The 23,887-nt window shown below is 71.7% G+C and carries 20 protein-coding genes; 6 read left to right on the top strand and 14 right to left on the bottom strand.

What is annotated here, in order from left to right:
- Positions 1 to 96 precede the first annotated feature (96 nt).
- Positions 97 to 1,551 (top strand): nucleobase:cation symporter-2 family protein, encoded by a 1,455-nt coding sequence (locus tag ACZ68L_RS10775; protein WP_469575988.1) that lies wholly within the window; start codon positions 97 to 99, stop codon positions 1,549 to 1,551.
- Positions 1,552 to 1,641: 90 nt separating this feature from the next.
- On the opposite strand, the gene ACZ68L_RS10770 is transcribed toward ACZ68L_RS10775, so the two are convergent.
- From ACZ68L_RS10770 to ACZ68L_RS10760, 3 genes are all read right to left on the bottom strand, one after another.
- Entirely contained in the window at positions 1,642 to 2,520 is an 879-nt protein-coding gene (locus tag ACZ68L_RS10770; protein ID WP_469575985.1) for a chitosanase, read from the bottom strand.
- 172 nt (positions 2,521 to 2,692) lie between these two features.
- On the bottom strand, positions 2,693 to 3,001 hold the full coding sequence (locus ACZ68L_RS10765; RefSeq protein ID WP_469575984.1) for an SH3 domain-containing protein: 309 nt from the start codon (positions 2,999 to 3,001) through the stop codon (positions 2,693 to 2,695).
- A 189-nt stretch (positions 3,002 to 3,190) separates the two neighbouring features.
- Positions 3,191 to 4,030: a chitosanase gene (locus tag ACZ68L_RS10760; RefSeq protein ID WP_469575982.1), complete on the bottom strand. Its 840-nt coding sequence runs from the start codon at positions 4,028 to 4,030 to the stop codon at positions 3,191 to 3,193.
- 61 nt (positions 4,031 to 4,091) lie between these two features.
- Here ACZ68L_RS10760 and ACZ68L_RS10755 point away from each other — a divergent pair, with 61 nt between their 5' ends.
- Complete coding sequence (locus ACZ68L_RS10755) at positions 4,092 to 4,775, top strand: alpha/beta fold hydrolase (RefSeq protein WP_469575980.1); 684 nt, start codon at positions 4,092 to 4,094, stop codon at positions 4,773 to 4,775.
- Between the two features lie 656 nt (positions 4,776 to 5,431).
- Here the strand turns inward: ACZ68L_RS10755 and ACZ68L_RS10750 are convergent.
- On the bottom strand, positions 5,432 to 6,046 hold the full coding sequence (locus ACZ68L_RS10750; protein ID WP_469575979.1) for a TIGR03086 family metal-binding protein: 615 nt from the start codon (positions 6,044 to 6,046) through the stop codon (positions 5,432 to 5,434).
- 36 nt (positions 6,047 to 6,082) lie between these two features.
- Positions 6,083 to 7,147 carry an amidohydrolase family protein gene (locus tag ACZ68L_RS10745; RefSeq protein WP_469576406.1) on the bottom strand — a complete coding sequence of 355 codons (1,065 nt, stop codon included), beginning with the start codon at positions 7,145 to 7,147 and terminating at the stop codon, positions 6,083 to 6,085.
- Between the two features lie 174 nt (positions 7,148 to 7,321).
- On the opposite strand from ACZ68L_RS10745, the gene ACZ68L_RS10740 reads away from it, so the two are divergent.
- Positions 7,322 to 8,314 (top strand): fibronectin type III domain-containing protein, encoded by a 993-nt coding sequence (locus ACZ68L_RS10740; protein ID WP_469575978.1) that lies wholly within the window; start codon positions 7,322 to 7,324, stop codon positions 8,312 to 8,314.
- Between the two features lie 280 nt (positions 8,315 to 8,594).
- Here the strand turns inward: ACZ68L_RS10740 and ACZ68L_RS10735 are convergent, their stop codons facing one another.
- The 4 genes from ACZ68L_RS10735 to ACZ68L_RS10720 all read right to left on the bottom strand — a co-directional run bounded on the left by ACZ68L_RS10735 (position 8,595) and on the right by ACZ68L_RS10720 (position 13,972).
- Positions 8,595 to 9,752, bottom strand: coding sequence for a vWA domain-containing protein (locus tag ACZ68L_RS10735; RefSeq protein ID WP_469576404.1), 1,158 nt, complete (start codon positions 9,750 to 9,752; stop codon positions 8,595 to 8,597).
- A 55-nt stretch (positions 9,753 to 9,807) separates the two neighbouring features.
- Positions 9,808 to 11,007 (bottom strand): AAA family ATPase, encoded by a 1,200-nt coding sequence (locus ACZ68L_RS10730; RefSeq protein ID WP_469576403.1) that lies wholly within the window; start codon positions 11,005 to 11,007, stop codon positions 9,808 to 9,810.
- Positions 11,008 to 11,078: 71 nt separating this feature from the next.
- Positions 11,079 to 12,839 carry an ankyrin repeat domain-containing protein gene (locus ACZ68L_RS10725; protein ID WP_469575976.1) on the bottom strand — a complete coding sequence of 587 codons (1,761 nt, stop codon included), beginning with the start codon at positions 12,837 to 12,839 and terminating at the stop codon, positions 11,079 to 11,081.
- Positions 12,836 to 13,972 (bottom strand): leucine-rich repeat domain-containing protein, encoded by a 1,137-nt coding sequence (locus ACZ68L_RS10720; RefSeq protein WP_469575975.1) that lies wholly within the window; start codon positions 13,970 to 13,972, stop codon positions 12,836 to 12,838. The genes ACZ68L_RS10725 and ACZ68L_RS10720 overlap by 4 nt, the downstream gene beginning before the upstream one ends.
- A 440-nt stretch (positions 13,973 to 14,412) precedes the next feature.
- On the opposite strand from ACZ68L_RS10720, the gene ACZ68L_RS10715 reads away from it, so the two are divergent.
- Positions 14,413 to 16,701, top strand: a complete 2,289-nt coding sequence (locus ACZ68L_RS10715) for a glycosyl hydrolase family 18 protein (protein ID WP_469575974.1) — start codon at positions 14,413 to 14,415, stop codon at positions 16,699 to 16,701.
- Between the two features lie 63 nt (positions 16,702 to 16,764).
- On the opposite strand, the gene ACZ68L_RS10710 is transcribed toward ACZ68L_RS10715, so the two are convergent.
- The gene (locus ACZ68L_RS10710) at positions 16,765 to 17,394 is read right to left on the bottom strand and encodes a TetR/AcrR family transcriptional regulator (RefSeq protein ID WP_469575973.1); all 630 of its coding nucleotides are present in this window, start codon (positions 17,392 to 17,394) and stop codon (positions 16,765 to 16,767) included.
- A 98-nt stretch (positions 17,395 to 17,492) separates the two neighbouring features.
- On the opposite strand from ACZ68L_RS10710, the gene ACZ68L_RS10705 reads away from it, so the two are divergent.
- Positions 17,493 to 18,773, top strand: a complete 1,281-nt coding sequence (locus ACZ68L_RS10705; RefSeq protein ID WP_469575971.1) for an ABC transporter substrate-binding protein — start codon at positions 17,493 to 17,495, stop codon at positions 18,771 to 18,773.
- Between the two features lie 132 nt (positions 18,774 to 18,905).
- On the opposite strand, the gene aceB is transcribed toward ACZ68L_RS10705, so the two are convergent.
- Positions 18,906 to 20,525 (bottom strand): malate synthase A, encoded by a 1,620-nt coding sequence (aceB, locus tag ACZ68L_RS10700; protein ID WP_469575970.1) that lies wholly within the window; start codon positions 20,523 to 20,525, stop codon positions 18,906 to 18,908.
- 234 nt (positions 20,526 to 20,759) lie between these two features.
- Complete coding sequence (locus ACZ68L_RS10695) at positions 20,760 to 21,365, bottom strand: nucleotidyltransferase family protein (RefSeq protein ID WP_469575968.1); 606 nt, start codon at positions 21,363 to 21,365, stop codon at positions 20,760 to 20,762.
- Between the two features lie 244 nt (positions 21,366 to 21,609).
- On the opposite strand from ACZ68L_RS10695, the gene ACZ68L_RS10690 reads away from it, so the two are divergent.
- The gene (locus tag ACZ68L_RS10690) at positions 21,610 to 21,924 is read left to right on the top strand and encodes a DUF5955 family protein (protein WP_469575967.1); all 315 of its coding nucleotides are present in this window, start codon (positions 21,610 to 21,612) and stop codon (positions 21,922 to 21,924) included.
- 20 nt (positions 21,925 to 21,944) lie between these two features.
- Here ACZ68L_RS10690 and ACZ68L_RS10685 read toward each other — a convergent pair whose 3' ends face one another.
- Both ACZ68L_RS10685 and ACZ68L_RS10680 read right to left on the bottom strand, forming a co-directional pair.
- Positions 21,945 to 22,577 (bottom strand): response regulator, encoded by a 633-nt coding sequence (locus tag ACZ68L_RS10685; RefSeq protein WP_469575966.1) that lies wholly within the window; start codon positions 22,575 to 22,577, stop codon positions 21,945 to 21,947.
- The gene (locus ACZ68L_RS10680; protein WP_469575965.1) at positions 22,574 to 23,785 is read right to left on the bottom strand and encodes a sensor histidine kinase; all 1,212 of its coding nucleotides are present in this window, start codon (positions 23,783 to 23,785) and stop codon (positions 22,574 to 22,576) included. The genes ACZ68L_RS10685 and ACZ68L_RS10680 overlap by 4 nt, the downstream gene beginning before the upstream one ends.
- Between the last annotated feature and the right edge of the window lie 102 nt (positions 23,786 to 23,887).

Raw genomic sequence — 23,887 nt, 5'->3', positions numbered from 1 at the left:
GCTGCACGACCTGCCCCACCTGCACCAACGCACCACTTGCACCACCTCCCTGACACCCACGTCACCGCAGACGTGTACCCGACCGGAGGAACCGCCGTGGCAGCTACGCCCAGGTTTCGCAATGACGCAGTCGCAGGACCCGACGCCGACCCCCCGCTGGACCCCGTCACCGAACCGGCATCGGCAGACCGGAAACACCCGGTCGACGAAACGCTCCCCCCTCTGAAGATGTTCACCAGCGGTCTCCAGCACGTGGCCGCGATGTACGCGGGCGTGGTGGCCCCGCCGATGATCGTGGGCCCCGCCGTGGGACTCAGCCCCAAGGAGACCGCCTTCCTGATGGGGGCGAGCCTCTTCACCGCCGGACTGGCCACCCTGCTCCAGACGCTCGGCATCTGGCGCATCGGCGCCCGGCTGCCGTTCGTCAACGGGGTCTCCTTCGCCGGAGTCACCCCGATGGTGGCGATCGGAAAGGATCGCGGACACGACGGCATCGCCGTCATCTTCGGCGCGATCATCGTCGCCGGGCTGCTCGGCTTCCTGCTCGCCCCGTACTTCTGCAAGCTGGTCCGCTTCTTCCCGCCCGTCGTCACCGGCACCGTGATCACCCTGATCGGCGTCTCGCTGCTGCCGGTCGCCTTCAACTGGTCGCAGGGCGGCAACGCCAGGGCCGCCGACTACGGTTCGACGACCAACATCATCATGGCGGCGGTCACGCTGGTGATCGTGCTCGCCCTGCGCAAACTGCTGCGCGGCTTCCTCCAGCAGATCGCCATCCTGCTCGGACTGGTCGCCGGCACGCTGATCGCGATACCGGTGGGCATCACCGACTTCGGTGCCATCAAGGAGGCCGACCTGGTCGGCTTCCCGACACCGTTCCACTTCGGGGCGCCGCAGTTCGAGGCCGCCGCGATCGTCTCCATGTGCATCGTGATGCTGGTCTGCATGACCGAGTCCACCGCGGACATGCTGGCTCTCGGCCGGATCGTGGGCCGTCCGGCGGACGAGCGGACCATCGAGGGCGGTCTGCGCGCCGACACTCTGGGCAGTGCCATCAGCCCGCTCTTCAACGGCTTCATGTGCAGCGCCTTCGCCCAGAACATCGGACTGGTCGCGATGACCAAGGTCCGCAGCCGCTTCGTGGTGGCCGCGGGCGGTGGCATCCTGATCGTGCTCGGGCTGGTCCCCGTCGCCGCGTCCGTCATCGCGCTCGTCCCGCTGCCCGTCCTCGGGGGCGCGGGCATCGTGCTCTTCGGTTCGGTCGCCGCGAGCGGCATCCAGACGCTGGCGGCCGCCGCGCTGGAGAAGGGCGAGAACGCGCTGATCGTGGGGGCGGCCGTGGGCGTCGGGCTGATCCCGATCGCCGCGCCGGACTTCTACCACGCGTTCCCGAAGGATCTGCTCGTCGTGCTGGACTCCGGGATCTCCACCGGTTGCGTCGTGGCGATCGTGCTCAACCTGGCCTTCAACCACCTCGGCAGGAAGCCGGATCCGGAACCGTCGGAGCAGGAGACGAGCCCGGCGGCCCCGGCCCCGGTGGCCGCACACTGACGAGAAGAGCCCTGTCCGGTACGGCGCCGTGGCGCGTACGGCGACCCTCATGGGTGCTGCCGTACGCGCCACGGCCGTGACCGGGGTGCGTCAGCCGATGTGGTAGCTGTCGCCGTACACCTTCCAGTCGAGCGGCGGGTCCAGGGCGAGATTGCCCTTCTTCAGGAAGACCCGCTGGGCGGTGTCCACCCGGCTGGTGTCCGAGTGGGCCTCCTCCTGCTGCATCGCCCAGACCCTGGCGTCCAGGAAGGCGTTGAGGTACGTCACCTCGTTGCCGCCCTGGGCCGGCGGCTTCGCCTTGGCGAGGGCCCGCTTGCGGATGGAGCCGAAGCTGGTGCTGTCGCCGCCGTCACCGTGCATCACGATGGCGTCGTAGTACGCGAACTGGCCCAGCGTGCCGATGCCGTCCGCCTTGCCCTGCTTGACGGCCGGGTTGAAGTACACCCGGTCCCGCTCGTCGTTCTGGGCCTGCTTGAACGCCGAGTCGGACGCGGCGGTCGCCCAGTCCTTCTTGAAGTTCGGGTCGAGACCGCTGTGCGAGTCGGTGCCGTTGACCTTCCGCAGCGCGGGGAGGTACTTCGCGAGGACGTTGCCCGGCTTGCGCTGGGTGTACAGCTCGACGAGGTCGAGCATGTCGCCGGTGCCGGAGCAGAAGCCGATGATGCCCGCGGTGTAGCCGCGGCCGTCGTCGATGTCCTCGATGTACTTGTACTGGGCCTTCCAGTTGAGCGAGGAGTTCTCGGCGCTGGAGACCAACTGCATGGCGATCTCCTTCTTCGCCGGATCGTCGAGCCCGGTCGCGGCGGCGGCCTGCCGGGCGACCGCCGTCCGCTGGGGTACCGCCTGGTGCGAGGGGGCACCGGCGTGGGCGCTGACGGGTATCGCCGTGAGGGCCAGTCCGACCGTGATGACCGCGATGTGTACCGAGCGGGTGTTGCGACGTGCGGTGCGCTTATGGGGGGTGTGCACCAGTCCTCCAAAGGGAGTTCGTCGTTCCATCATCTGTTAGGAAGCTTTCCTATCAGGATGGAGCGAGTGCCGTACACCCCTACGGCACAAGGGAGTTGAGAACATCCGGCCGGAACGCGGGAAGGCCCCGCACCGCGCGGCAGGCGCGGTGCGGGGCCGAGACGCGCGGGCCTCAGCAGTTCAGGTACGCCACGTGGATCCAGACGCCCGTGGGACCGCCCCACAGGTCGCCCATGACCCAGTTGCCCTGCTGGCCACGGTAGTTGAGGTTCTGGCCCCGGTTCACCTTGCCGAGGACCGGGTAGTTGTCGCCCGGCCCGCCGCGGAAGTTCACCCCGTTGTCGTTGACGGTGCAGACCGCGGCCGGTGCCTTCGCGGCCGGTGCGGCCGCGGGGCTCTGCACGGCGTGGGCGGCGGGGCTCACGGCCAACCCGAGACCGGCGGTCAGCACCAACGCGACCAGCGTCGTCTTCTTCATCATGCGGATCTCTCCTCCGTTCTCCGGCCCACATCCGCGTGTGCCGTTCGTCGGTCTCAACGGCGCTGCCGACCCTTGGGTCACGGGTCCGGATCATCCTCTGTGCGGGAGTGAAAGCGCAGGTCATACGGCATGCGCACCGGCGTGCGCAGTCAACGGGCCGAATGCTTCCGGCGCCCGTCGATCATGGGTTTAACGGGCGTCGATCCGGTAGCTGTCGCCGTACACCCGCCACCGCAGCGGCGTCTGAAGCCCGAGCCTGCCCTCCTTCACGAACACCCGCTGGGCCGTCTCGACCCGGCTGGTGTCGGAGTGCGCGGCCTCCTTCCGCATCGCCGCGACACGGGCGTCGAGAAAGGCGTTCAGATAGGCCCTCTCGTCCCCGCCGCGCGCCGGGGGAGCGGCCGCGGAGAGCGCCTCGCGCCGGATCGTACGGAAGCCGGCCGCGCCGTCCGAGTCGCCGTACCCGTGCATCACATACGCGTCGTAGTAGACGAACTGCCCCAGAGCACCGAGTCCATCCGCTTCGGCGCGGGCGACCGCGGGGTCGAAGTACGACCGGTCGCGCTCGGCGTCCTGCGCCGACCGGAAGGCGGGGTCGGCGGCGGCCTCGGCCCAGGCCTCGGTGAACGGGCGGCCGAGGCCGTCGTGCGCGTCACTGCCCCGCACGGCCCGCAGGGCGGGCACGAACCGTGCCAGCGGGTTGCCCGGACGTGCCTTCACATACCGCTCGACGACCTTCAGCATGTCGCCGGTGCCGGAGCAGAAGCCGATGATGCCCGCGGTGTAGCCGCGGCCGTCGTCGATGTCCTCGATGTACTTGTACTGGGCCTTCCAGTCGAGCGAGGAGTTCTCGGCGCTGGAGACCAACTGCATGGCGATCTCCTTCTTGGCCGGATCGTCGAGCCCGGCGCCGGATCCCCCGTCGGCGGACCTGCCCGCCGAGCATCCGGAGAGCATGGAGACGGCTATGACTGCGGCTATGACTGCGGCGGTACGGGCGGCGGCCAGCGGGCGCGGAACGATCTTCATGCCCCCACCCTGCCAGGCCGCGCGGAACGGCCCGCACCGATTCGGCTGTAGCGTCATGGCCATGGAAGATCAGTCTGTTGTGGATGTCGGCGATGTACGGCTGGCGTATCGGACCTGGGGCGACCCCTTCGGTTCGCCGGTGGTCCTGCTGCACGGCCTCGGCGGCTCCGCCGCGAGCTGGCAGGCGGCCGGGGCCCTGCTCGGCGAGGAGTGGCGGGTGTACGCCCTCGACCTGCGGGGCCACGGCGAGAGCGACTGGCCGGACGAGTACTCCTTCGAGCTGATGCGGGACGACGTACTCGGCTTCCTCGACGAGTGCGAACTCGACCGGGTGGGCCTGGTCGGCCACTCGATGGGCGGCGTCGTCGCCCATCTGCTCGCCCAGGAGCACGCGGACCGGGTGGAGCGGCTGGTGCTGGTGGAGACCCCGCCGCCGTTCCCGAGCGAGCCGAAGCCGGCCGCCGAGCCGGAGGGGCCGGTGGACTACGACTGGGCCGTCGTCGCCCCCATCCGGGCCCAGGTGTCCGACCCCGATCCGGAGTGGGCGGCGGGACTCGGAGAGATCGTCGCGCCGACGCTGCTGATCGCCGGCGGCCCGGAGTCCACCATGCCCCAGGGACGTCTGCAGGACATGGCCTCGCTGATCCCCGACTGCCGGCTGATCACGATCGGGGGTGGTCATCGGGTGCACGAGGTCCACCCCGACCAGGTGGCCCAGCAGATCACGGAGTTCTTCACCAGCTGACGGGCCCCGGCCGCCGAGCGCCGTCCTGCGGGTCCTTCGACAGCGGCCGGGGGCGTTGTCAGTGCCGGCGCCATGATCCGTTTCATGGAACTCGCACTGTTCTTCGCCGATGTCGACGCCCGGCCGTGGGCCGAACTGCAGCATGCCTACGGCAGCGCCGCCGACGTGCCCGACTGTCTGCGGGCGCTCGCCGGGGAGGACGGGGAGGCCGCGTCCGAGGCGGTCTCCGAGCTGTACGGCAGCATCCTGCACCAGGGGTCGGTCTACGGGGCCACGACGCACGCCGTGCCGTATCCGGCACAGCTCGCCGGGGCCGGGCACCGCACGGAGGATCTCCTGGCCCTGCTCGGGACAATAGAGCAGAGCGGCGACGACCGGGGCGACACGGACGAAGCCGTGTGCGGGGCGGCCGCCATCGGCCGGGCTCCTGGCCTCGGAAGCCCCCGGCGGCGTCGCGGCCCACCGCCTCAGGCGTGCGTCACCGGACGCCGCAACCTGCCTCAGGTGTGCGCACCGGCCTTGTCCCGGCCCCATCCACCTCGGGTGCGCGGCGGCCCGTCCCGGCCTGCCGCTTCGGGTGCACGGCGCCTCCATTCCGGCCCATCGGCCTCGGCGAGCGGCCGGCCTCCGCCGCCCGCCCGTCGGTGGCCCGCCCGTCAGTCGCCCGGCTGCCAGTCCGGACGGCGGCCGCTCATGGCGACGGCCCGGTCGACCAGCGGGGCGTCGGCCGCCACCGGAACCGGCGGACCGAAGATGCTCTCGGACCGGGGGACGGTGTCGCTGGGGGTCAGCATGGCCAGCGTGACTCGCAGGCTCCCCTCGTCGGGCTCGTACTTCTGGCCGGTGGACCGGGCCAGGTCCCAGCCGTGGATGACCAGCTCGTCCAGCGCGATCACCGCGGCCACGTCGCCCGGCAGGTCCACGCCGCCTGCCCTGGTCATCCCCTGCCGGGCAGCGGGGTCGCGCCAGGCCGTCACCAGCTCGTCCAGCAGCGTCGGCAACACCTCGCGCCAGCCCTCGGCGAGGACCGGGAGCGCGGTGTCCGGGACGGTGTCGGTCGTCGGTCCGAGTTCCTTGCGTGCCGCGTCGCGGAAGGCCGTGGTCAGCCCGACCACATGGGCGAGCAGCTCCCGTACCGTGTAGTCGGGACAGGGCGTGGGGCCGGTCAGCTGCCGCTCATGGATGCCGGGGAGCAGATCGGTGATCTGCCGGGCCGCGGGCTCCAGGTCGACCGTGGGAATCGTCGGGGTCGTCTCCGTGTGCTTGTTCATACAGTGCAGACCGCTCCGGTGCCAGGAACTGATCGCTCAGCGCACGACGCGTCCCCGGAGCACGATCCGGCCGGGATGATTCAGTACGGCCGGGTCCAGGGTCGGGTCGGTGTCGTACGCGACGAGATCGGCGGGTGCGCCGTCGACGAGGCCCGGCAGGCCCAGCCAGGTCCGCGCCGTCCAGGACGCCGCGCCCAGCGCCGCGTGGGCCGGCAGACCGGCCCGTACCAGCCAGTCCATCTCGCCCGCGACCGTTCCGCACGGGAAGGAGTCCGTTCCCGCCAGCACCGTCACCCCTGCTTCGTGGGCCGCGCGCACCGTGCCGAGCATGGTGTCCCAGCCGGCCAGCCACAGATCACGGCGCACGCTCGGCTCCCGCGCCCGCATCGCGTCCGCCTGCGCGCCGAAGACGCTCAGCGTCGGGACGAACGCCGTGCCCTGTGCGGCCATCCGGTCCAGCAGCGCCGGGTCCAGATGCATACCGTGCTCCAGGCTGTCGGCCCCGGCCAGTACGGCGTTGCGGGTGCCCTCGGCGGTCTGGCAGTGCACCGCCGCCTTGCCACCGGCCGCGTGCACCGCCTCCACCACGGAGGTCAACAGGGCCTGCGGAACGGCGGGTTCGTCCAGGGCCCAGTCGCCGACGACCTTGCACCACCCCGACGAGGCCGCCGCCTCCTCCACGGCCGCCCGTACCAACCCGGCCTCGCTCACATCACGTCCGAAGCCCGGGAAGAAGCGGCCGGGTGTGGCCAGCCATCGCCCCGCCGACGTCACGTGCGGCAGGTCGGGGTCCTTCTCCACCCACGCGGGCATCCGCTGCGCGGTGCCCGGGGTGCGCACCGCGAGCACCCCGGCGTCCCGGTGCTCGCCCAACTGCCTGCGCAGCAGCTCCTCGTCGAAGGGCGCACAGGGCTCCGGTGCGCCGGGATGGGTGTGCACGTCGACGAGTCCGGGCAGCAGCCAGCCGCCGTCGACGACCGTCTCCGCGTCCCGGCCCGCGAGGCCGCCCGGCGGACTGCCCGTGCGGAGCACCTCGCCATCGATCCAGAAGACCCGTTCCTCGCGTTCCGGCAGCACGACCCCACGTATGCACAACATCAGCCGACGGTACGTCACACCCGGTCCCGGCGACGGACCGCGGCACGCACCGGCACCCGGCGCCCACGGCGGCCGACGAACCGCCCACACACACCGGCACATTGCGGAACGTTCCGATCCACCCTCTTGTCGGCGACCCCCACGCCATGCGATACAGGTCTGGACCATTGCTGCCGGATGGAAGGCTCGACCGTGCAACGCCCCCACGCAACCCCCGCGTCGGTCTGCTCCGCCGCCCTGCTCCTCGCCGCGCTCACCGCCTGCGGCTCCACTTCCGAGGCGGACACCCGCACGCCCACGGTGCCGGGCCATGTGACGGCGCAGGCCGGCAGCGCCACCTCCGTGCATGTCATGTGGGAGCGGGCCTTTGACGACAAGGCGGTCACCGGCTACGAGGTCTACAGCAAGGGCGAGAGGGTCACATCCGTCCCGGCGGCCAAGGTGATGACCGACGTCGACGGGCTGACCGCCTCCACCGCCTACACCTTCACCGTCCGGGCCCGTGACGCCGCCGGGAACCTCTCCGCCCCGAGCGCCGCCGCGACCGTCACCACACCCGCCCCGACCCCCGCCGACCACGAGCCGCCGACACGCCCGGTGAAGCTGCGCGGCACGGCGGACGGCGGCACGGCGGCGGACCTCTCCTGGGGCGGCTCGACGGACGACGTCGGCGTCACCTCGTACGACATCTACCAGGAGGACTCCCGGATCCACAGCGTGCCCGGCACCCGGACGACGGCACATCTGACCGGACTGCGCCCCGGCACCGTCTACACCTTCACCGTCCGCGCCCGCGACGCCGCAGACACCTCCTCGCCGGACAGCAACGCCATCGACCTCACCACCGTGTCCGCTCCGGGCGCACCTGCCGGCACCGCCCCCACCGACCTGCGGATCAGCAACCATGTGCAGGGCAAGGAGTACGCCGTCGACCTGGACTGGAAGCAGCCCGAGACAGGCGGCGAGATCTCCGCGTACCAGCTCTTCATGGACGGCCGGCTGACCACCACGATCGTGTGGGGCGCCACCCCGCCCGCAGGCCGGGCGAGTTACCGGCTCACCGTCGGCGACCCGCGCGGCACCCGCTACTCCATGAAGATCCGCGCCAAGCTCCCGGACGGGAAGTGGGGGGACTTCTCCGCCCGGCGCACGGTCGTGCTCGGCGACTGAGCCCGTGGACGGTCCATCGGTCCCGGGGGCGCGGGCGGCGAGGAGGAGAGCTCCCCTCCCGGCTCAGAGCCTGTCGGGTGGCCTTCGATCGGACAGCGGACGCGGTCCGGTGCGTGCGATTCCGAGGCGCCGAGATGTCCTCGGATATGGTCTCCCCTGCTCCTTGGGAGCTTGGGGAAGGAGCGACCAGGGCGTTTCGGCAACACGGGAAGCGTGCGTGCCAGGGCGTGGCCGCCCGATCAGAGGTCACCCGACAGGCTCTCAGCCGGTGACGGGAAGCTCAGCCGGTGACGCGAACGGTCTCCACCCACCTCGGGGGCTGCGGGGCGTCCGTGCCGATGAGCGCCGCGACGAGCCGGCACGAGGGGGCCTCGTCCGGCCAGGGGGTGTAGCCGTCGGTCAGGACGACGACGATGTTCGGACGGTCCCGTGCCGCGAGGGCGGCGGCGATGCCCACACGCATGTCGGTGCCGCCGCCCCCGCCCAGGGTGATCTGTTCGGCGGCCGTCACCCGGGACACGCTCCGCACATCGGCATCGCAGGCCAGGACGGTGACGCGATTGCCCCGGACGCCCACCTCCCGCAGCACCCCGGTGACCTCCGCCAGAGCCGAGGCGAGCTCCTCGTCACCCATCGACCCCGAGGTGTCGATGACGACGGCGACCCGGGGCAGCGGACGACGCAGGCTGGGCAGCACGACGCCCTTCAGCGCCGCACTGCGGCGGGACGGGCGACGGTAGGTGTAGTCGATCGCCCCGGCCGCCCACGCGGCGGCCTCCCGGACCGCGCCCGCGAGTGCCTGCCGCCAGTCGACGGTCGGCTCCAGGATCTGGTCCGCCCAGCGTTCCCAGCCCGCCGGGAGGGTGCCCCGGCCGCGCCGGTGCGCGCGCATGGCCTCCGCGGTGTGGCGGCGCAGTGCCTCCGCCTCGACCGGACCGAGACGGGTCGGCCCGTCGGCCCCGGTCACTTCCCAGGGCGCCGGTTGCGCATGGGCGCCCGAACCGCAGTCGAGGGAGGGAGGGCCCAGGGGCAGACCGGGGAGATACGCCTCGAAGAGCTGCCCGGTCGGCAGCCCGAAGAGCCGGGGCTCCATCCGGCCGGCCGGCAGCGGCAGCCCGTCGGAGATCAGGTCGTCGTTGATCTCGCAGTCCTGGGCCACGTTGAGGCGGTGGTGGTCGCGCTGGTCGGCGGCGGGCAGCCGTTCGGCGCGTCCGTGATGGTCGCGCAGCAGATGCGCCACCTCGTGCAGCCACACCGCCGCGAGCTCCGCCACCGGTGTCGCGTCGACGAAGCCGGGTGACACATAGCAGCGCCAGTGCCGGTCCACGCCCATGGTCGGGACCCCGGTGCTCGCCACCACCGTCAGGGCGTAGAGGGCCGACGCCAGGTAGGGGCGGTCGGTCGCCGCCCGGTAGCGGGCGGCGAGCAGCTTGGTCATGTCCAACTGGGGCCGCTCCGGGGCGGTTTCCGGTTCCGGCACCGGTGTTACCGACTCAGCCGCTCTGCGGCAGTGCGCCGGACAGCTGCAGCAGTTCCACGAAGGCGTCGATGCCCTCCGGCACCGGCCAGTCGGTGTCCCGCATCGTCGCCAGGTCTACCGCCGCCCTGGCCGCCACGTCGGGCACACCCGCGTCGACGGCCTTCGCCAGCACCGTCCAGCCCGCCTCCCAGCGAGGCCTGGTGAGATCGCCCTGGACGGCCGCGACGACCGCGATGAGGAAGGCCAGCTGCCGGTCGCCGCGTTCGGGCAGGGCGAACGCGGCGGGGTTCGCCAGTACGCGGTCGGGGTCGGGCAGGTCGAGGTTCTCCAGGTAGGACAGCAGCTCGATGCCCGCGCCGTCCCCCACGGCCCCGGTCAGCGCGGCGGCCAGTGCCTCCCGTCCGGCGTTCGTCGCGTACCCGGTGGCGAGCAGCCGCAGCGCCATGTCCCAGGTCCGGGGGGACGGCCAGGCCCGGCCCCGGCTCTCCGCGTCGGCCGGAATGTGATGGACGAGCCCCGGCCGCGCGGTCAGGAAGCCGGATACCGCGCCGCGGGCCCGCGCCGCCGAACCCGCGACCCTGGTGGCATCGACGACGGGGACGGCCACCTTTGGCCATGTACCGGCCATGCCGCGCGCGACGGTGCGCGGATCGTGCGTCCACTGGAGGTGCACGAAGCGGTTGGCGAGCGGCGGGCTGAGGTGCCAGCCGTCCGCCGCGCTCGACGGCGGGTTCGCCGCCGCCACGATGCGTACGGAATCCGGCAACGTCAGGCTGCCCACGCGGCGTTCGAGCACGACGCGCAGCAGGGCCGCCTGCACGGCCGGGGGAGCGGAGGACAACTCGTCGAAGAACAGCAGCCCCCGGCCCGTTCGCGCGAGCCTGACCGCCCAGTCCGGCGGGGCCATCGGCACCCCGGTCACGGCCGGGTCCTCACCGACGACGGGCAGCCCGGCGAAGTCGGAGGGCTCGTGCACACTGGCGATGACCGTTTCGAGACCGAGGCCGAGCCCGGCGGCGAGCTGCTCCATGCCGGCCGACTTGCCGATGCCCGGCTCACCCCACAGCAGCACCGGCTGATTGGCCGTCACCGCCAGTGCAAGCGCCTCCAGTTGAGGGTTGACGGCGGCTTCGGTCCGCGTGGTGCGCAGCCTGCGGTTCAGCTCGTCGGCGGCGTCCAGCGGCCCCGCCGCGGAGCCGGGGGACGGCGGCACGGTCGGCTGTCCCGGTACGGCGGGAGGCGGCGGTACAAGGGGCTGTCCCGGTGTGTCCGGCGCGATGGTGCTCACCCGTCCTCATCCTCCTCGTTCTCGTCGTCCCGCTCCTCCTCCCACTCGTCCCACCAGTCGGCCCCGATATCCGGATGCTCCTTCTCCACCCGTTCCCGGAGAAAGTCCAGGTCCGTCCGGCGGTACCTGCGGATCAGCTGGTCCAGCGAGAGTTCCATCTGGTCGACGACGTCGATCCGGGCCCCGGCCTCGACCAGCGCCGACACCAGTTCCGCCGAGCCGCCGTCGCCGACCGCCACGCAGAGCGGGGTGCGTTGCCGGTGGTCCAGGGCTTCCAGATCGAGACCGGCCGCCAGGAGCCGGGGAAGCAGCGGCTCGTGATCGAGGAGGTGCAGTACATGGAGCAGACTGCGCTGCCCGCCTTCCCGCACCCGGGGGTCGACGCCCGCGTCCAGGAGTTCCAGGACCGCCGGTGTGTCCCCGTGCTGGGCGCGCAGGAAGAGATCCCGTCGCTGCGCCCGCAGGGCCTTGGGTAGTCGGCCGGTGCCGGAGGTGCAGGAGTGTTCCACGGCGAAGCAGCCGGTGACGGCGCCGCCGAAGGCCCGCAGCGCGTTCTCGCGCTGTCGCTCCTGAGGGCTGTGCGGGGAGTCGAGCCTCCCGTCACGGAAGACGACCTCATGCCATTCACCCCGGCACCTGACCCGTACCGGCGCGGGAGGCGTCGGCCCCGGCGGTCCCGCCGCCGTGCCGAGGCCGGGGAAGAGGGCCCCGGCGACCAGCGGGTGCAGGTGCGCGGGAGACACCGCACCGGCCCGCAGCAGGTCGAGGTCCGGCAGCCGCTGCCGGAACGCGGGGGGAAGGAAGGGGGTGTCCCCTGCGGCGTTCCGCTCGACGAGCCTGATCCGCAGCCCGCTGTCGCTGCCCGTGAACTCCAGCAGGACGCGGGCACTCCAGTCCTCACCGATCTGGACACGCGCCGCCGGGTACAGCTCCGCGAACCGCCGGGCCTCCGACTCCAGCCGGGGAACATCGAGACCCAGCCGGGCCAGCACCGCTTGCGGTTCCCCCCGGTACCACCGCGGCGTGGCCGGCTCGGCCGGATCCAGTTCGATGCCCACTGCCGCCAGGGCGTCGGCCACCCGGCCCCGCTGGTACAGCAGCGTCACCCACTCGTCACGGGCCACCGGGTCACCGGTGCCCGGGTCCGCGTCGGGCAGTTCGTCCGGCCCGAGCGGGGTGCCGTCGGCGCGGAGGAAGGGCAACCGGTCCGCCCCGCCGGCCCGCACGCGCAGTTCGTCGCTGCGGCGGGCATCCCACAGGTACCGGCAGGCCCGCCAGTCCGTGACCCTCGCGCGGAAGGTACCGGGCGAGTCACCGTGGCGCAGCGGTCCGAACCGGAGCGAGACCCGCTGCGGGCCGTCGACCATCGCGGGAGTGCGCACATACAGATACGGGGCGGTTGCCCCGGGCACGTCCGCCGTGACGCCGTAACCCGCCAGGACCACGGTCAGGTCGGTGGCGAGCGTCGAGCGCCCGCCCAGCACGCGCGGCAGATGCCAGCGCACCAGGTCCGGCACCAGGTGGAGGAGATCGGACTCAAGAGCTCCGGCCACGTCCGGACCGTAGCGCGCGGTGACCTCCGCGCGATCGAACGCCACATCGAACCGGGCCGCCTCGCAGGCGCCCCGCCAGTCCCCGGACGCGCGCCGCTCGGCGGACGCCTCGATCATCCACCGGGGCACCGCGTACCGGCGGACCTGCCGCAGGCTCGCCGTCTCCTCCGGATCGAAGAGTTCCGCCATCGCCTCCCGGCTCATCGGTAGAGGCTCCTGACCGCGCGCAGGTCCGCATGGGTTCCGTGGTCCGGGCGCAACCGCGCCGCGAAGGACCGCTTCACCTTGCGGGGCAGCCCGGGGCCCAACCCCACGTACTCCAGGCGGGAGTCGGCGCCGACGGCGGCGAGGAGGGTCTTCGCGCCCCGCCCGGTGAGCCCGGTGTGGCGCAGCTCCAGCCGCCGCAGCGGACTGCCGCGCAGCGCACCGGCCAGCGCGTCGGCCCCGATGTCACCGGTGACATTGGACCGGGCCCCGAGGCTGCGCTCCGAGGGCGGCCGCCCCAGATCGAGCGCCTCGATCCCGTCGAGCGCGTCGGCCAGCGCGCGTGCGCCGACGGGCCCGATCCCGTTGCCGCCGAGACCGAGCCGGATCGGGCGGGCGGGGTCGGCGGCGGCCGCGAGCACGGCTGCCCCCGTGTCGCCGAGGTGGTTGGAGGGCAGGTACAGCTCCCGCACTCCCGCGTCCCGGATCAGCGCGGCCAGCAGCGGGGCGGCGTCGGCGCCGAGGCCGTTGCCCCCGAGGAACAGCCGCTCGACCGGCCGGGGCCGCTCGGTGAGCACGGCGAGCAGTGCGCCGAGCCCGTCGGCGGTGAGCCCGGTGTTCACCAGATCGAGGGTGCGCAGCACGGTGTTGCGGCGCAGCATCAAGGCGAGCGCCCGGACACCGGCGTCCGTCACGGGATTGCGTTTCAGCCACAACGCCCTGACGGTGTCGTCCTCGCTCAGCGCCTCGGCGAGTGCCGTGACCCCGTCGGTGCCGATGCGGTTGCAGCCGAGATAGACCGTCCGCAGCCCGTGGCCGCCCCGGCTCAGTGCTGCGGCGACGGCCCGCGCCCCCTCGTCGCTCAGCGAGTTGGTGCCGAGCAGCACATGCGTGGCGTGCGGGGAGCGGGCGACCGCGGGCATCACCCGGACCGCGCCGACCGCGCCGAGTCCCTGCTTGCAGAGATCGACCCGTCCGTCCGCCCGCAGCGCGCCGAGCGCGAAGGTCTCGTCGGACTCGACGGGGTGCGCCGCTCCCAGTCGCTCCAGCAGCGGATCCAGCAGGGCCGCGTCGGCGAGCGGAATGTCCGGGTGCTCGATCGCGGGACAGCGCACGGGCATCGGCTGCAACATCACTACTCCCCAGGTCCCCCGTCGGCACCCGGCCGGGAGGGGACGACCGCGTCCGCCCGCTCAGGACGAACCGACGCCATCGACTCTCCTCCACGAAAAGGCGGCAAGACCGGTCGGATTCGAACCGACGTCCTCCAGCTTGATGCTAGGGCGCGACGACCTCTGCGCTACAGCCTTGCCGCGCGTGATCATAGTCGCACCGGCATCAAATTCGCACACCAGTACCGTGGTTGCTCTCCCGGGTGGCGGCTTCGCGGCCGGGTCGGCGTGCGGCCGACGCCCGGCCCGGACAGCGCCGGCGGACTGCGGGTAATCGACAAGTGGTCTGTACCTATTGACGAGTTGGTCCAGACCATTTAGTTTCCCCTGTGCTCCATGGCACCAAGGAATCCCGCTCCCCCTCAGGACCGCCTCACCGGTCCCTGCCTCAAGGGAGAACCATGTTCGAGCACATGACCTTCACAAGGAGAACGGCGACCGCCCTTGTCGCCGTCCTCGGACTCCTCCTCGCGCTGTTGTCCTTGCAGGCCGCCCCCGCACACGCGGCGGGCAAGCTCACCGCCTCGTTCACCTCCGCCGACAACGGCTCGTGGTGGAAGGGGACCTACGTCCTGCACAACGACACCGACACCGCCGTCACCGGCTGGAGCCTCGAATTCGACCTGCCTGCCGGGGTCGCGATCGACACCTCCTACAACGGCACCGTCACCACTCGGGGCAGCCACGTCACCGCGGTCAACGCCCACTACAACGGCACGGTCGCCGCGCACGGCACCACCGAGCCGTACAGCTTCTGGTTCGTGGCCACCGGACCGATCACCGCACCGACCGGCTGCCGGATCAACGGCGACAAGTGCGACGGCTCCGCGGACGTGCCGCCGGGCGCGCCGAGCGGGCTGAAGCAGACCGATGTCACCGCCCGCACCGCCTCGCTGTCCTGGACGGCGGCCACCGCGGGCGACTTCCCCGTGGCGTCGTACGACATCCTGGCCGGCGGCAAGGTGGTCGGCACGGCCACCGCGGCGACCTCGGCCACGGTCACCGGGCTGACCCCGGCCACCGCCTACTCCTTCACCGTCCGGGCCAGGGACACCCGCGGCAACACCTCGGCCGAGAGCGCCCCGCTGACGGTCACCACCGTCGACCCGGCCACCGACACCTCCCCGCCCACCGCACCGGGCTCGCTCCACTCCACGGCGGCCGACTCCTCGTCCGTCACCCTGGCCTGGACCGCCGCGACGGACAACCAGCGGGTCGCCGCGTACGACATCTACCGGGGCGGTCAGCTCGCCACCACGGTCTCCGGTACGACGACCACCGCCACCATCGGCGGGCTCTCGCCCTCGACCTCGTACACCTTCACCGTCAAGGCCCGTGACGCGGCGGACAACGCCTCCCCGGCCAGCAACATGCTCACGGTGAAGACCGACGACATCGTCGGCGCGGGCAACTACGCCAAGGTCGGCTACTTCGTCCAGTGGGGCATCTACGGCCGCCAGTACTTCGTCAAGAACCTCCAGGACTCCGGCGCCGCGGGCAAACTCGACATCGTCAACTACGCCTTCGCCAATATCGACCCCAACAACCTCACCTGCCTGAACGGCGTCACCAAGGGCACCACCGCCGACCCCGAGGACCCCGATCAGGGCACCGGGGCCGGCGACGCCGACGCCGACTACGCCCGGCCGTTCAGCGCCTCCCAGTCCGTCGACGGCGTCGCGGGCGACGGCTGGGGCACACTGCGCGGAAACTTCAACCAGTTGAAGAAGCTCAAGAAGCTCCACCCGAACCTGAAGATCGTGGTCTCGCTCGGCGGCTGGACGTACTCGAAGTACTTCTCCGACGTGGCCGCCACCGACGCCTCCCGCAAGAAGTTCGTCTCCTCCTGCGTGGACATGTACATCAAGGGCAATCTGCCCGAGTACAACGGCGCGGGCGGCCCCGGCACCGCGGCGGGGATCTTCGACGGCTTCGACATCGACTGGGAATGGCCGGGCACCGGCACCGGACACCCCGGCAACCACTACTCGCCGAACGACAAGGACAACCTGATCCTCCTGCTCGCCGAGTTCCGTAAGCAGATGGACGCCCTCGGCGGCGGCCACCGCCTGCTCACCGCCTTCACCCCCGCCGACCCGCAGAAGATCGGCGACGGCTGGGACCTGGGCAAGGTCTTCGACTCCCTCGACGTGGCCAACGTCCAGGGCTACGACTTCCACGGCTCCGGCAGCGACAACTCCTGGGAACCGAACCGCACCGGACACCAGGCCAACCTCTACACCGACGACCAGGACCCCTACGGCTTCCACTTCAGCGCCGACGCCGCCATCGAGGCGTACACGGACGCGGGCGTCGAACCCCGCAAGCTGACCCTCGGCATCCCCTTCTACGGCCGCGGCTGGCAGAACGTCACCGACGGCGGCGTCGCCGGTGAATGGCAGCCCGCGGGCGGCGCGGCCCCCGGCCAGTTCGCGGAGGAGGCCGGCACCCGCGGCTACGCCAACCTGATCGGCGCCTACCCGACCATGACGGTCCATCACGATGAGCAGTCGGTGTCCACGTACGGCTACACCGGCAACCAGTGGTGGTCCTTCGACGACACCTGGTCCATCGGCAGGAAGACCGCGTACGTGAAGTCCAAGGGGCTGCTGGGGGTGATGGTCTGGGAGATGTCGGGTGACACGGCACAAGGCACGCTGCTCAACGCGCTGGACACCGGTCTGAAGTAATCGACGCGGCAGGTCGTCGGTCGCCGGTTCGCGGAACCCGGGCGGGCCCGCGAACCGGTGGGATCAGGCGCTCTTCAGCGCGCCTTCGGCGGCGGTGAGGCAACGCTCGGCCAGCGCCGCGGGTCCCAGGGGACCCGCCGCCGGGGCGTCGCTCGCCGCCCAGGTCTCCACCGCCACCCGGACCGCCGCGCCGGCGACCCCGGCCGTCAGCCGGATGTCCAGCAGGTCCGCTCCGTCCGGGAGTCCGGCACGCGCGGTGAGCACCGCTGCCAGGGTGACCTCCGAGTCGCGGCACGCGTCGTTCCAGACCGACTGGAGGGCGGGGCTGTCCACCGCCATCCTCAGGAGGGACCGCACCCAGTCCAAGGACTCCGAGGCCGCCGCGTCGTCCGGGTCCGGAGTCAGTGTGCGGGCTGCCGCGCGCCGCAGCGCATCGGGCACGGACAGGGCGCCCGGAGCGTCCCGCACCGCCTCCACCCACTGCCAGGCCCCGGTGGTGAGCAGGGGGGTGATGGCCTCCTCCTTGGTCGCGAAGTAGCGGTAGAAGGTGCGTGGGGCGACGCCCGCGGCACGTGCGATGTCCTCGGCGCGCGTGGTTCGCAGGCCGTGTTCCACGAAGAGCGCCGCCGCCGTACGGGCGATGTCCAGTCGGGTCGCGGCCTTGCGCCGTTCCGTCAGAGAGCCACCTTGCATACGGATCAGGTTATGCCCTCAAGACACCTCTTCAGAAAGGCGCAATATGCCCGTGTGGCAGAATCTGCCACCAATGATAGGTGCGGTACGAACAAGGGGTGGCAAGAGCGGTGCGTCGGCGGCAGTTCCTTCTCCAGACGGCCGGCCTCGCCGGCACCACGGCCGCGTTCGGGCTCACCGGATGCGCCGCAGACCGGGACGTGAAACTCGATGTCCTCGTGGCCAGTTACGACAAGAGCGTGGGCGCCTCGCTCGGCGACCAGTGGGACAACGCCGTCTCCGCGTTCGAGAAGCAGCACGCCGGTATCAGGATCAACCTGGAGCGGGTCCCGTACAGCAAGATCGACAGGACGCTCGCCCGGCGGGTCGAGGAGGGCCGGGCGCCCGACATCGCGCAGTCGAACGTCTTCGCGCCCTATGCCGAGGACGGCCGGCTGTACGACATGTCCCAGCTGCTCGACATCGCCACTCAGGCCGACTTCATCCAGTCCTTCACGGACGTGGGCACGGTCGACAACGCCTCGTACGGGGTCCCCTTCCTGGCCAGCACGCCCCGGCTCTTCTACAACAAGAAGCTCTTCCGGCGGGCCGGCGTCGGTGGCGCCCCCACGTCGTGGGACGGGCTGCGAGCGGCTGCCGAGGCCCTGAAGGGGATCGGCGTGAAGACACCGTACGGGCTCCAGTTCGGCCCCGAGGCGGCCGACGACGAGGCCCTGTCCTGGTTGCTGGCGGCCGGAGGCGGCTATACGGGGGACCTCGCGGGGTACGAATTCGAGACCTCGGCCAACATCGAGGCCCTGACCTGGCTGCGCGACGAGCTCGTCGCCGGAGGGCTGGCGGGCCCCGCCCCTGCGGAGCTCAACAGGACGGCCGCGTACGCACAGTTCCTGCAGGGCGAGATCGGGATGCTGATCGCCCACCCCGTGCTGATGGGTGCGGCGGATCAGGCCAAGGTCCCCTACGCGCATGCCGCGTTCCCCAAGAAGAACGGCGGAGCCGCCGCGCCGCTGGGGCTCAGCGACTGGCTGATGGCGTTCAAGCGCGGCGGCCACCGCAAGGAGTGCGGCGCGTTCCTCGCCTTCCTCTACAGCGGGAAGTCCGCCTTGACCTACGAGGGCGGTCAGTCCGCGCTTCCCGTGACGTACTCCGCGTCCGACGCGGCGCGCGCGAGGTCCGCCGGGCGACCGTTGTGGCCGTTCATCGATCAGCTGGCGGACGCGCAGTTCGCGCCGGTGAACATGCAGTCCTGGCCGGCCGTCAGGGGCGTGATACGCACCGATGTGGGCCAGGCCGTGCTGAAGGGCGGCGACCCCGGCGCCGTTCTCAAGTCGCTGGACGAGTCGGCGGTCAAGGCGGACAGGGACGCGGCGACCGCCTGACACCCGCCCCGACCGCGCCCGACCTCGCGCGGCAGCCGGCTCCCGGCCGGCCTGCGTCGATGGTGGGCGCACCTCCGCCCCCGGTGCTGTGCGATACCGGGGGCGGAGCTCGTCGGCGGGCCGGAGCGGGACTCAGGCCAGCTGCTCGTACGCGGGCAGTGTCAGGAAGTCCGCGTAGTCCTGGTCCAGGGAGACCTGGAGCAGGAGGTCGTGGGCCTGCTGCCACTTGCCCGACGTGAAGGCCTCGTCGCCGAGCTCGGCACGGATCGCGGCGAGTTCCTCGGCGGCGACCGTGCGGGCCAGGTCCGCCGTGGCGTGCTCGCCGTTCTCGAAGACCACGTCCGCGTTGATCCACTGCCAGATCTGCGAGCGCGAGATCTCCGCGGTGGCCGCGTCCTCCATCAGATTGAAGATGGCGACCGCGCCCATGCCGCGCAGCCAGGCCTCGATGTAGCGGATGCCGACCGCGACGGCGTTGCGCAGGCCGTCGTACGTGGGCGTCGCGTCCAGGGTGTCGATGGCGATCAGGTCGCCCGCGGCCACCGAGACGTCCTCGCGCAGGCGTTCCTTCTGGTTCGGCTTCTCGCCGAGGACCGCGTCGAAGGAGGCCATGGCGATCGGGACCAGGTCCGGGTGGGCGACCCAGGAGCCGTCGAAGCCGTCGTGGGCCTCGCGGTCCTTGTCGGCCTTGACCTTCTCGAAGGCGACCTTGTTGACCTCGGCGTCGCGGCGGGACGGGATGAAGGCCGCCATGCCGCCGATGGCGTGCGCGCCGCGCTTGTGGCAGGTGCGGACGAGGAGTTCGGTGTACGCGCGCATGAACGGCGCCGTCATCGTCACCGCGTTGCGGTCCGGGAGGACGAACTTGGCGCCGCCGTCACGGAAGTTCTTGACGATGGAGAAGAGGTAGTCCCAACGGCCCGCGTTCAGCCCGGAGGCGTGGTCACGGAGCTCGTAGAGGATCTCCTCCATCTCGTACGCGGCGGTGATCGTCTCGATGAGGACGGTCGCGCGGACCGTGCCCCGCGGGATGCCGAGGCGGTCCTGGGCGAAGACGAAGATGTCGTTCCAGAGGCGGGCCTCCAGGTGCGACTCCGTCTTGGGCAGGTAGAAGTAAGGGCCCTTGCCGAGGTCGATGAGGCGCTGGGCGTTGTGGAAGAAGTAGAGGCCGAAGTCGACCAGCGCGCCCGGCACCGGAGTGCCGTCGAACTGGAGGTGACGCTCGTTCAGGTGCCAGCCGCGGGGGCGGGTGACGACCGTCGCGAGCTCGTCGGCGGGCTTGAGGGCGTACGACTTGCCGGACCTGGGGTCGGTGAAGTCGATGTTCCGGGTGTAGGCGTCGATCAGATTGAGCTGGCCGAGGATCACGTTCTCCCACGTGGGGGCGGACGCGTCCTCGAAGTCGGCGAGCCAGACCCTGGCGCCCGAGTTCAGGGCGTTGATGGTCATCTTGCGGTCGGTCGGACCGGTGATCTCCACCCGGCGGTCGTTGAGCGCGGCCGGGGCCGGCGCGACCTTCCAGGAGTCGTCCGCGCGGATCGCTGCCGTCTCGGGCAGGAAGTCCAGCGTGGACGTGCGGGCGATCTCGGCGCGGCGCTCGGCACGGCGGGCGAGCAGTTCGTCACGGCGGGGCGTGAACTGCCGGTGCAGCTCGGCCACGAACGCGAGGGCCGCGTCGGTCAGGACCTCCTCCTGCCGGGGCAGGGGCTCGGCATCGACGATGGCCAGCGGGGACGGCGCTGGTGCGGACATGAGCTGTCACTCCTTCAGCGGGCGGTGCGGGCGGCGTCTCACAGCCGCCGGGTCGCCTGAAATGGCACGGCGTGCCAGGGCTCCGAGATACGGCCGTGGGCGCCGTCTGAGGTGCAAAGGGCTTCTGGCCAGTGGATAGTAGTTTCCTCATGGTGGAAGTTCAATGGTTTGTTGATGTCGAGATTCTCCGGGTCGACAGAAATGGGGTGATGCTGGCGCAGCGTGCCAGCCCGTTCACTCAAGGTGCTTCAGGTCCTCCACCGTGTCGATGTCGTACGCCTGAGCCACATCGGAACACTCGACGAGCGTGATCGCATCGCGGTGCGCCCGCAGATACGCCCGAGCGCCCTGGTCGCCCACCGCTCCCGCCGCGATGTCCGACCACCGGTCCGCGCCGAAGAGCACCGGATGGCCGCGTTCCCCGTCGTACGAGGCGGCCACCAGACTCGTCCGGGAGCGGTACGCCGATCGCACCCGCGCCACCGCGTCCGCGCCGATGCCGGGCTGGTCGACCAGGAGGACGAGCGCCGCGTCCGCCCCCGTACCGGAGAGCGCCCCCAGTCCCGCCCGCAGCGAAGAGCCCATGCCCTCGGTCCACTCGGGGTTGACGGTCACCGTGCAGCCGACGAGGTCGGCACGTGCCGCCACCTCCTCGGCCGCGGCTCCCAGGACCACGTGGACGCGGTGGCAGCCGCCCTCCCGCAGCATGCGTACCGCGTGCTCCACCAGCGGCCGGCCGCGGTGTTCGAGCAGTGCCTTCGGCTGCCCGCCGAGCCGCCGCCCGCCGCCCGCGGCGAGCAGCAGCCCGGCGACCTCCGGTGCCTGTGTTGTTCGAGTCATGCGGACTGGATACCTCAGACACGCCCCGTTCGCGCAAGCGGGAACCGGCGGGAGCGGGCGTACGGCCGGGCGGTGACGTCCACGGAACGATCCGCGCATCACTCGTACGGGACCCTCTGATTTCCCTCCGCGGAGTGGCGCTCGACACCTTTCATGGCGTTAACTTGCGGGCATCTCCGGACACTTGACCACGGTCCGGGAACCGGTCGGAACACTGGCACAAAGATGTGCGAGGGGGAGTGCTTTGTTGCGAAGCGTGGGGCAGACGCGAGTGACCAGCAGTGGTGAGGATCCGAGGGTGACGGAGCTGCGTACGGCCGTCTCCCGACTCCGCCGTGAGCTCGCGGGGCACCCCGCGGAGTTCCCGGACCGGGGGATCGCCGAGGACGAGTTGGCCGCGCTGGACGAGATGGCGACCAGCGGCGCACCCGAGATTCCGCGCCTGCGCCGTTCGCTGCTGCTGATCGCGGGGGCGATCGGCTCGGTCAGCGCACTGGCCTCCGCGCTCCGGGACGTACGGGTCGCCGTGGATCTCTTCGGCGAGCCGCCGCGCGGCTGACGGGCGGGGCGAGCGGCGGATCAGCGGCGGATCAGCCGACGGGCCGTCGCCGCCGCCACCGCCGAGGTCCGGGAGTCGACGCCCAGCTTGGCGTAGATGTGCACCAGGTGGGACTTCACCGTCGCCTGGCTGAGAAAGAGCTTCTTGCTGATCTGCAGGTTCGACAGGCCCTCGCCGACCAGTTGCAGGACTTCCAGTTCCCGCTTGGTCAGGGCCTGCGCCGGGGTCCGCATGCGGTCCATCAGACGGTGGGCGACGGCCGGGGCGAGCGCCGACCGGCCGCCCGCGGCCGTGCGTACCGCCGCCGCCAGCTCCTCCGGCGGGGCGTCCTTCAGCAGATAGCCGGTGGCGCCCGCCTCGACCGCGGCAAGGATGTCCGCGTCCGAGTCGTACGTGGTGAGGATCAGCACCCTGGGCGCGCCCTCTTCCGCCGTGATGGCCGCGGTGGCGCGGGAGCCGTGCATGCCCGTGCCGAACTGCAGATCCATGAGGACGACATCGAACCCGCCGGTCGCGGCGAGCGCGACGGCCCGCTCGGCGGTGGCCGCCTCGGCGACCACCTGGAAGTCGGGTTCGGCGTCGAGCACGGCCCGCAGCCCCGCCCGTACCACCGGGTGGTCGTCGGCGAGCAGCAGCCTGATGGGGTCGGTCATGCGGCGTCCTGTCCTGGCCGGCCGTCGGGCAGCGGGAGCGGAAGGGTCAGGGCGACGGCCGTGCCCTGACCGGGCGCCGACTCGACACTGAGCGTGCCGCCCAGCGAACGGGCCCGTGAACGCATCGCGGGCAGGCCGAAGCCACCGGTGTCGGTGTCCGTGGCGACCGGCCCGCTCCCGGGGGCGAACCCGCGGCCGTCGTCGACGACGTCCAGCGACACCGAGGTGTCCATGAAGCTGAGAGTGATCTCCGCGCGCCGCGCCCCGGCGTGCCGCACCGTGTTGGCCAGCGCGGACTGGGCGGTGCGCAGCAGCGCCACCTCGTACGGGGTCGGCAGCTCCACCGGGCTGCCGCTGACCGCGAACTGCACCACGAGGCCGGGGGCCGTCGTGCGGGAGGAGAGCCGTTCCAGGGCGGCTGACAGAGAGCCGTTCTCCAGGTCGGGCGGTGACAGGGCACGGACGAAGCGGCGGGCCTCGGCGAGATTCTCCTGTGCGGCCTCCCGGGCCCGGCGGACGTGCGCGGTGGCGGGAGCGTCGGCGGACAGGGTGCGTTCGGCGGCACGCAGCAGCAGCTGGATGCTGGACAGGCCCTGCGCCAGGGTGTCGTGGATCTCACGGGCCAGCCGCTCACGCTCGGCGAGCGTGCCCGCCGTGCGTTCCGCCTCGGCCAGCTCCGCCCTGGTCGACATCAGCTCCTCGATGAGTTCGCGGCGCCGTTCGCTCTCCCGGAACAGCGCTTCGTACCCGAGAACCGTGGCGACCGCGACCGCCGCACCGAGCAGCGGACCGATGAAGGTGCCGGGGTTGACGGGCTGGCCGTGCAGCACGAAGCTCGCGATGGCCGCGACAGCGGTGACCGCGACGGTCGGCAGGGCCCAGCGCGTCGGCAGCAGATGCAGCTGCAGGAAGTAGAGCGGGAAGGCCACCCACAGGGCGTCGGGCGACAGCACGAGCAGCACCAGCCACAGGGCGCACAACAGCCCCAGCCACAGGGCGGCCGCGCGGCTGTGCGGCCGCACGACGGGAGCGAGCGCGCCCGCCGCGTACCCGGCGGCCATCACGCAGGTGACCACGACGACGGCGGTGGCGTGCGGCGTCCCCTCACCGACGGCCCGTACCGCCGCGAGAGCGAGCAGTCCCACCAGCAGGGCGTGCAGACAGAGCCGCAGCGCGGCGGTGACCGGGGGGTGGGCACGGGAATCCATGATTCCTCCAGCGTAGACGGGCGGTGCCCGCGCCCGGTCAATCGAAAGTTTGATGTCGAGCCCCACCGCCGCGCGATGTTTCCGGAGGGTCGGCGCCCCAGG

The organism is Streptomyces sp. NPDC104309 (assembly GCF_055584025.1).
Note: the sequence above shows the minus strand (reverse complement) of the source record. Positions and strands in the feature narration are given on the sequence as shown.

Bases quoted from the DNA above. Each gene is read 5' to 3' on its own strand.
- aceB (WP_469575970.1), bottom strand. From the start codon at position 20,525: ATGTCCGCACCAGCGCCGTCCCCGCTGGCCATCGTCGATGCCGAGCCC.
- ACZ68L_RS10710 (WP_469575973.1), bottom strand. From the start codon at position 17,394: ATGCAAGGTGGCTCTCTGACGGAACGGCGCAAGGCCGCGACCCGACTG.
- ACZ68L_RS10765 (WP_469575984.1), bottom strand. From the start codon at position 3,001: ATGATGAAGAAGACGACGCTGGTCGCGTTGGTGCTGACCGCCGGTCTC.
- ACZ68L_RS10755 (WP_469575980.1), top strand. From the start codon at position 4,092: ATGGAAGATCAGTCTGTTGTGGATGTCGGCGATGTACGGCTGGCGTAT.
- ACZ68L_RS10695 (WP_469575968.1), bottom strand. From the start codon at position 21,365: ATGACTCGAACAACACAGGCACCGGAGGTCGCCGGGCTGCTGCTCGCC.
- ACZ68L_RS10680 (WP_469575965.1), bottom strand. From the start codon at position 23,785: ATGGATTCCCGTGCCCACCCCCCGGTCACCGCCGCGCTGCGGCTCTGT.
- ACZ68L_RS10750 (WP_469575979.1), bottom strand. From the start codon at position 6,046: ATGAACAAGCACACGGAGACGACCCCGACGATTCCCACGGTCGACCTG.
- ACZ68L_RS10760 (WP_469575982.1), bottom strand. From the start codon at position 4,030: ATGAAGATCGTTCCGCGCCCGCTGGCCGCCGCCCGTACCGCCGCAGTC.
- ACZ68L_RS10685 (WP_469575966.1), bottom strand. From the start codon at position 22,577: ATGACCGACCCCATCAGGCTGCTGCTCGCCGACGACCACCCGGTGGTA.
- ACZ68L_RS10740 (WP_469575978.1), top strand. From the start codon at position 7,322: ATGGAAGGCTCGACCGTGCAACGCCCCCACGCAACCCCCGCGTCGGTC.
- ACZ68L_RS10720 (WP_469575975.1), bottom strand. From the start codon at position 13,972: ATGTTGCAGCCGATGCCCGTGCGCTGTCCCGCGATCGAGCACCCGGAC.
- ACZ68L_RS10735 (WP_469576404.1), bottom strand. From the start codon at position 9,752: ATGACCAAGCTGCTCGCCGCCCGCTACCGGGCGGCGACCGACCGCCCC.
- ACZ68L_RS10725 (WP_469575976.1), bottom strand. From the start codon at position 12,839: ATGAGCCGGGAGGCGATGGCGGAACTCTTCGATCCGGAGGAGACGGCG.
- ACZ68L_RS10715 (WP_469575974.1), top strand. From the start codon at position 14,413: ATGTTCGAGCACATGACCTTCACAAGGAGAACGGCGACCGCCCTTGTC.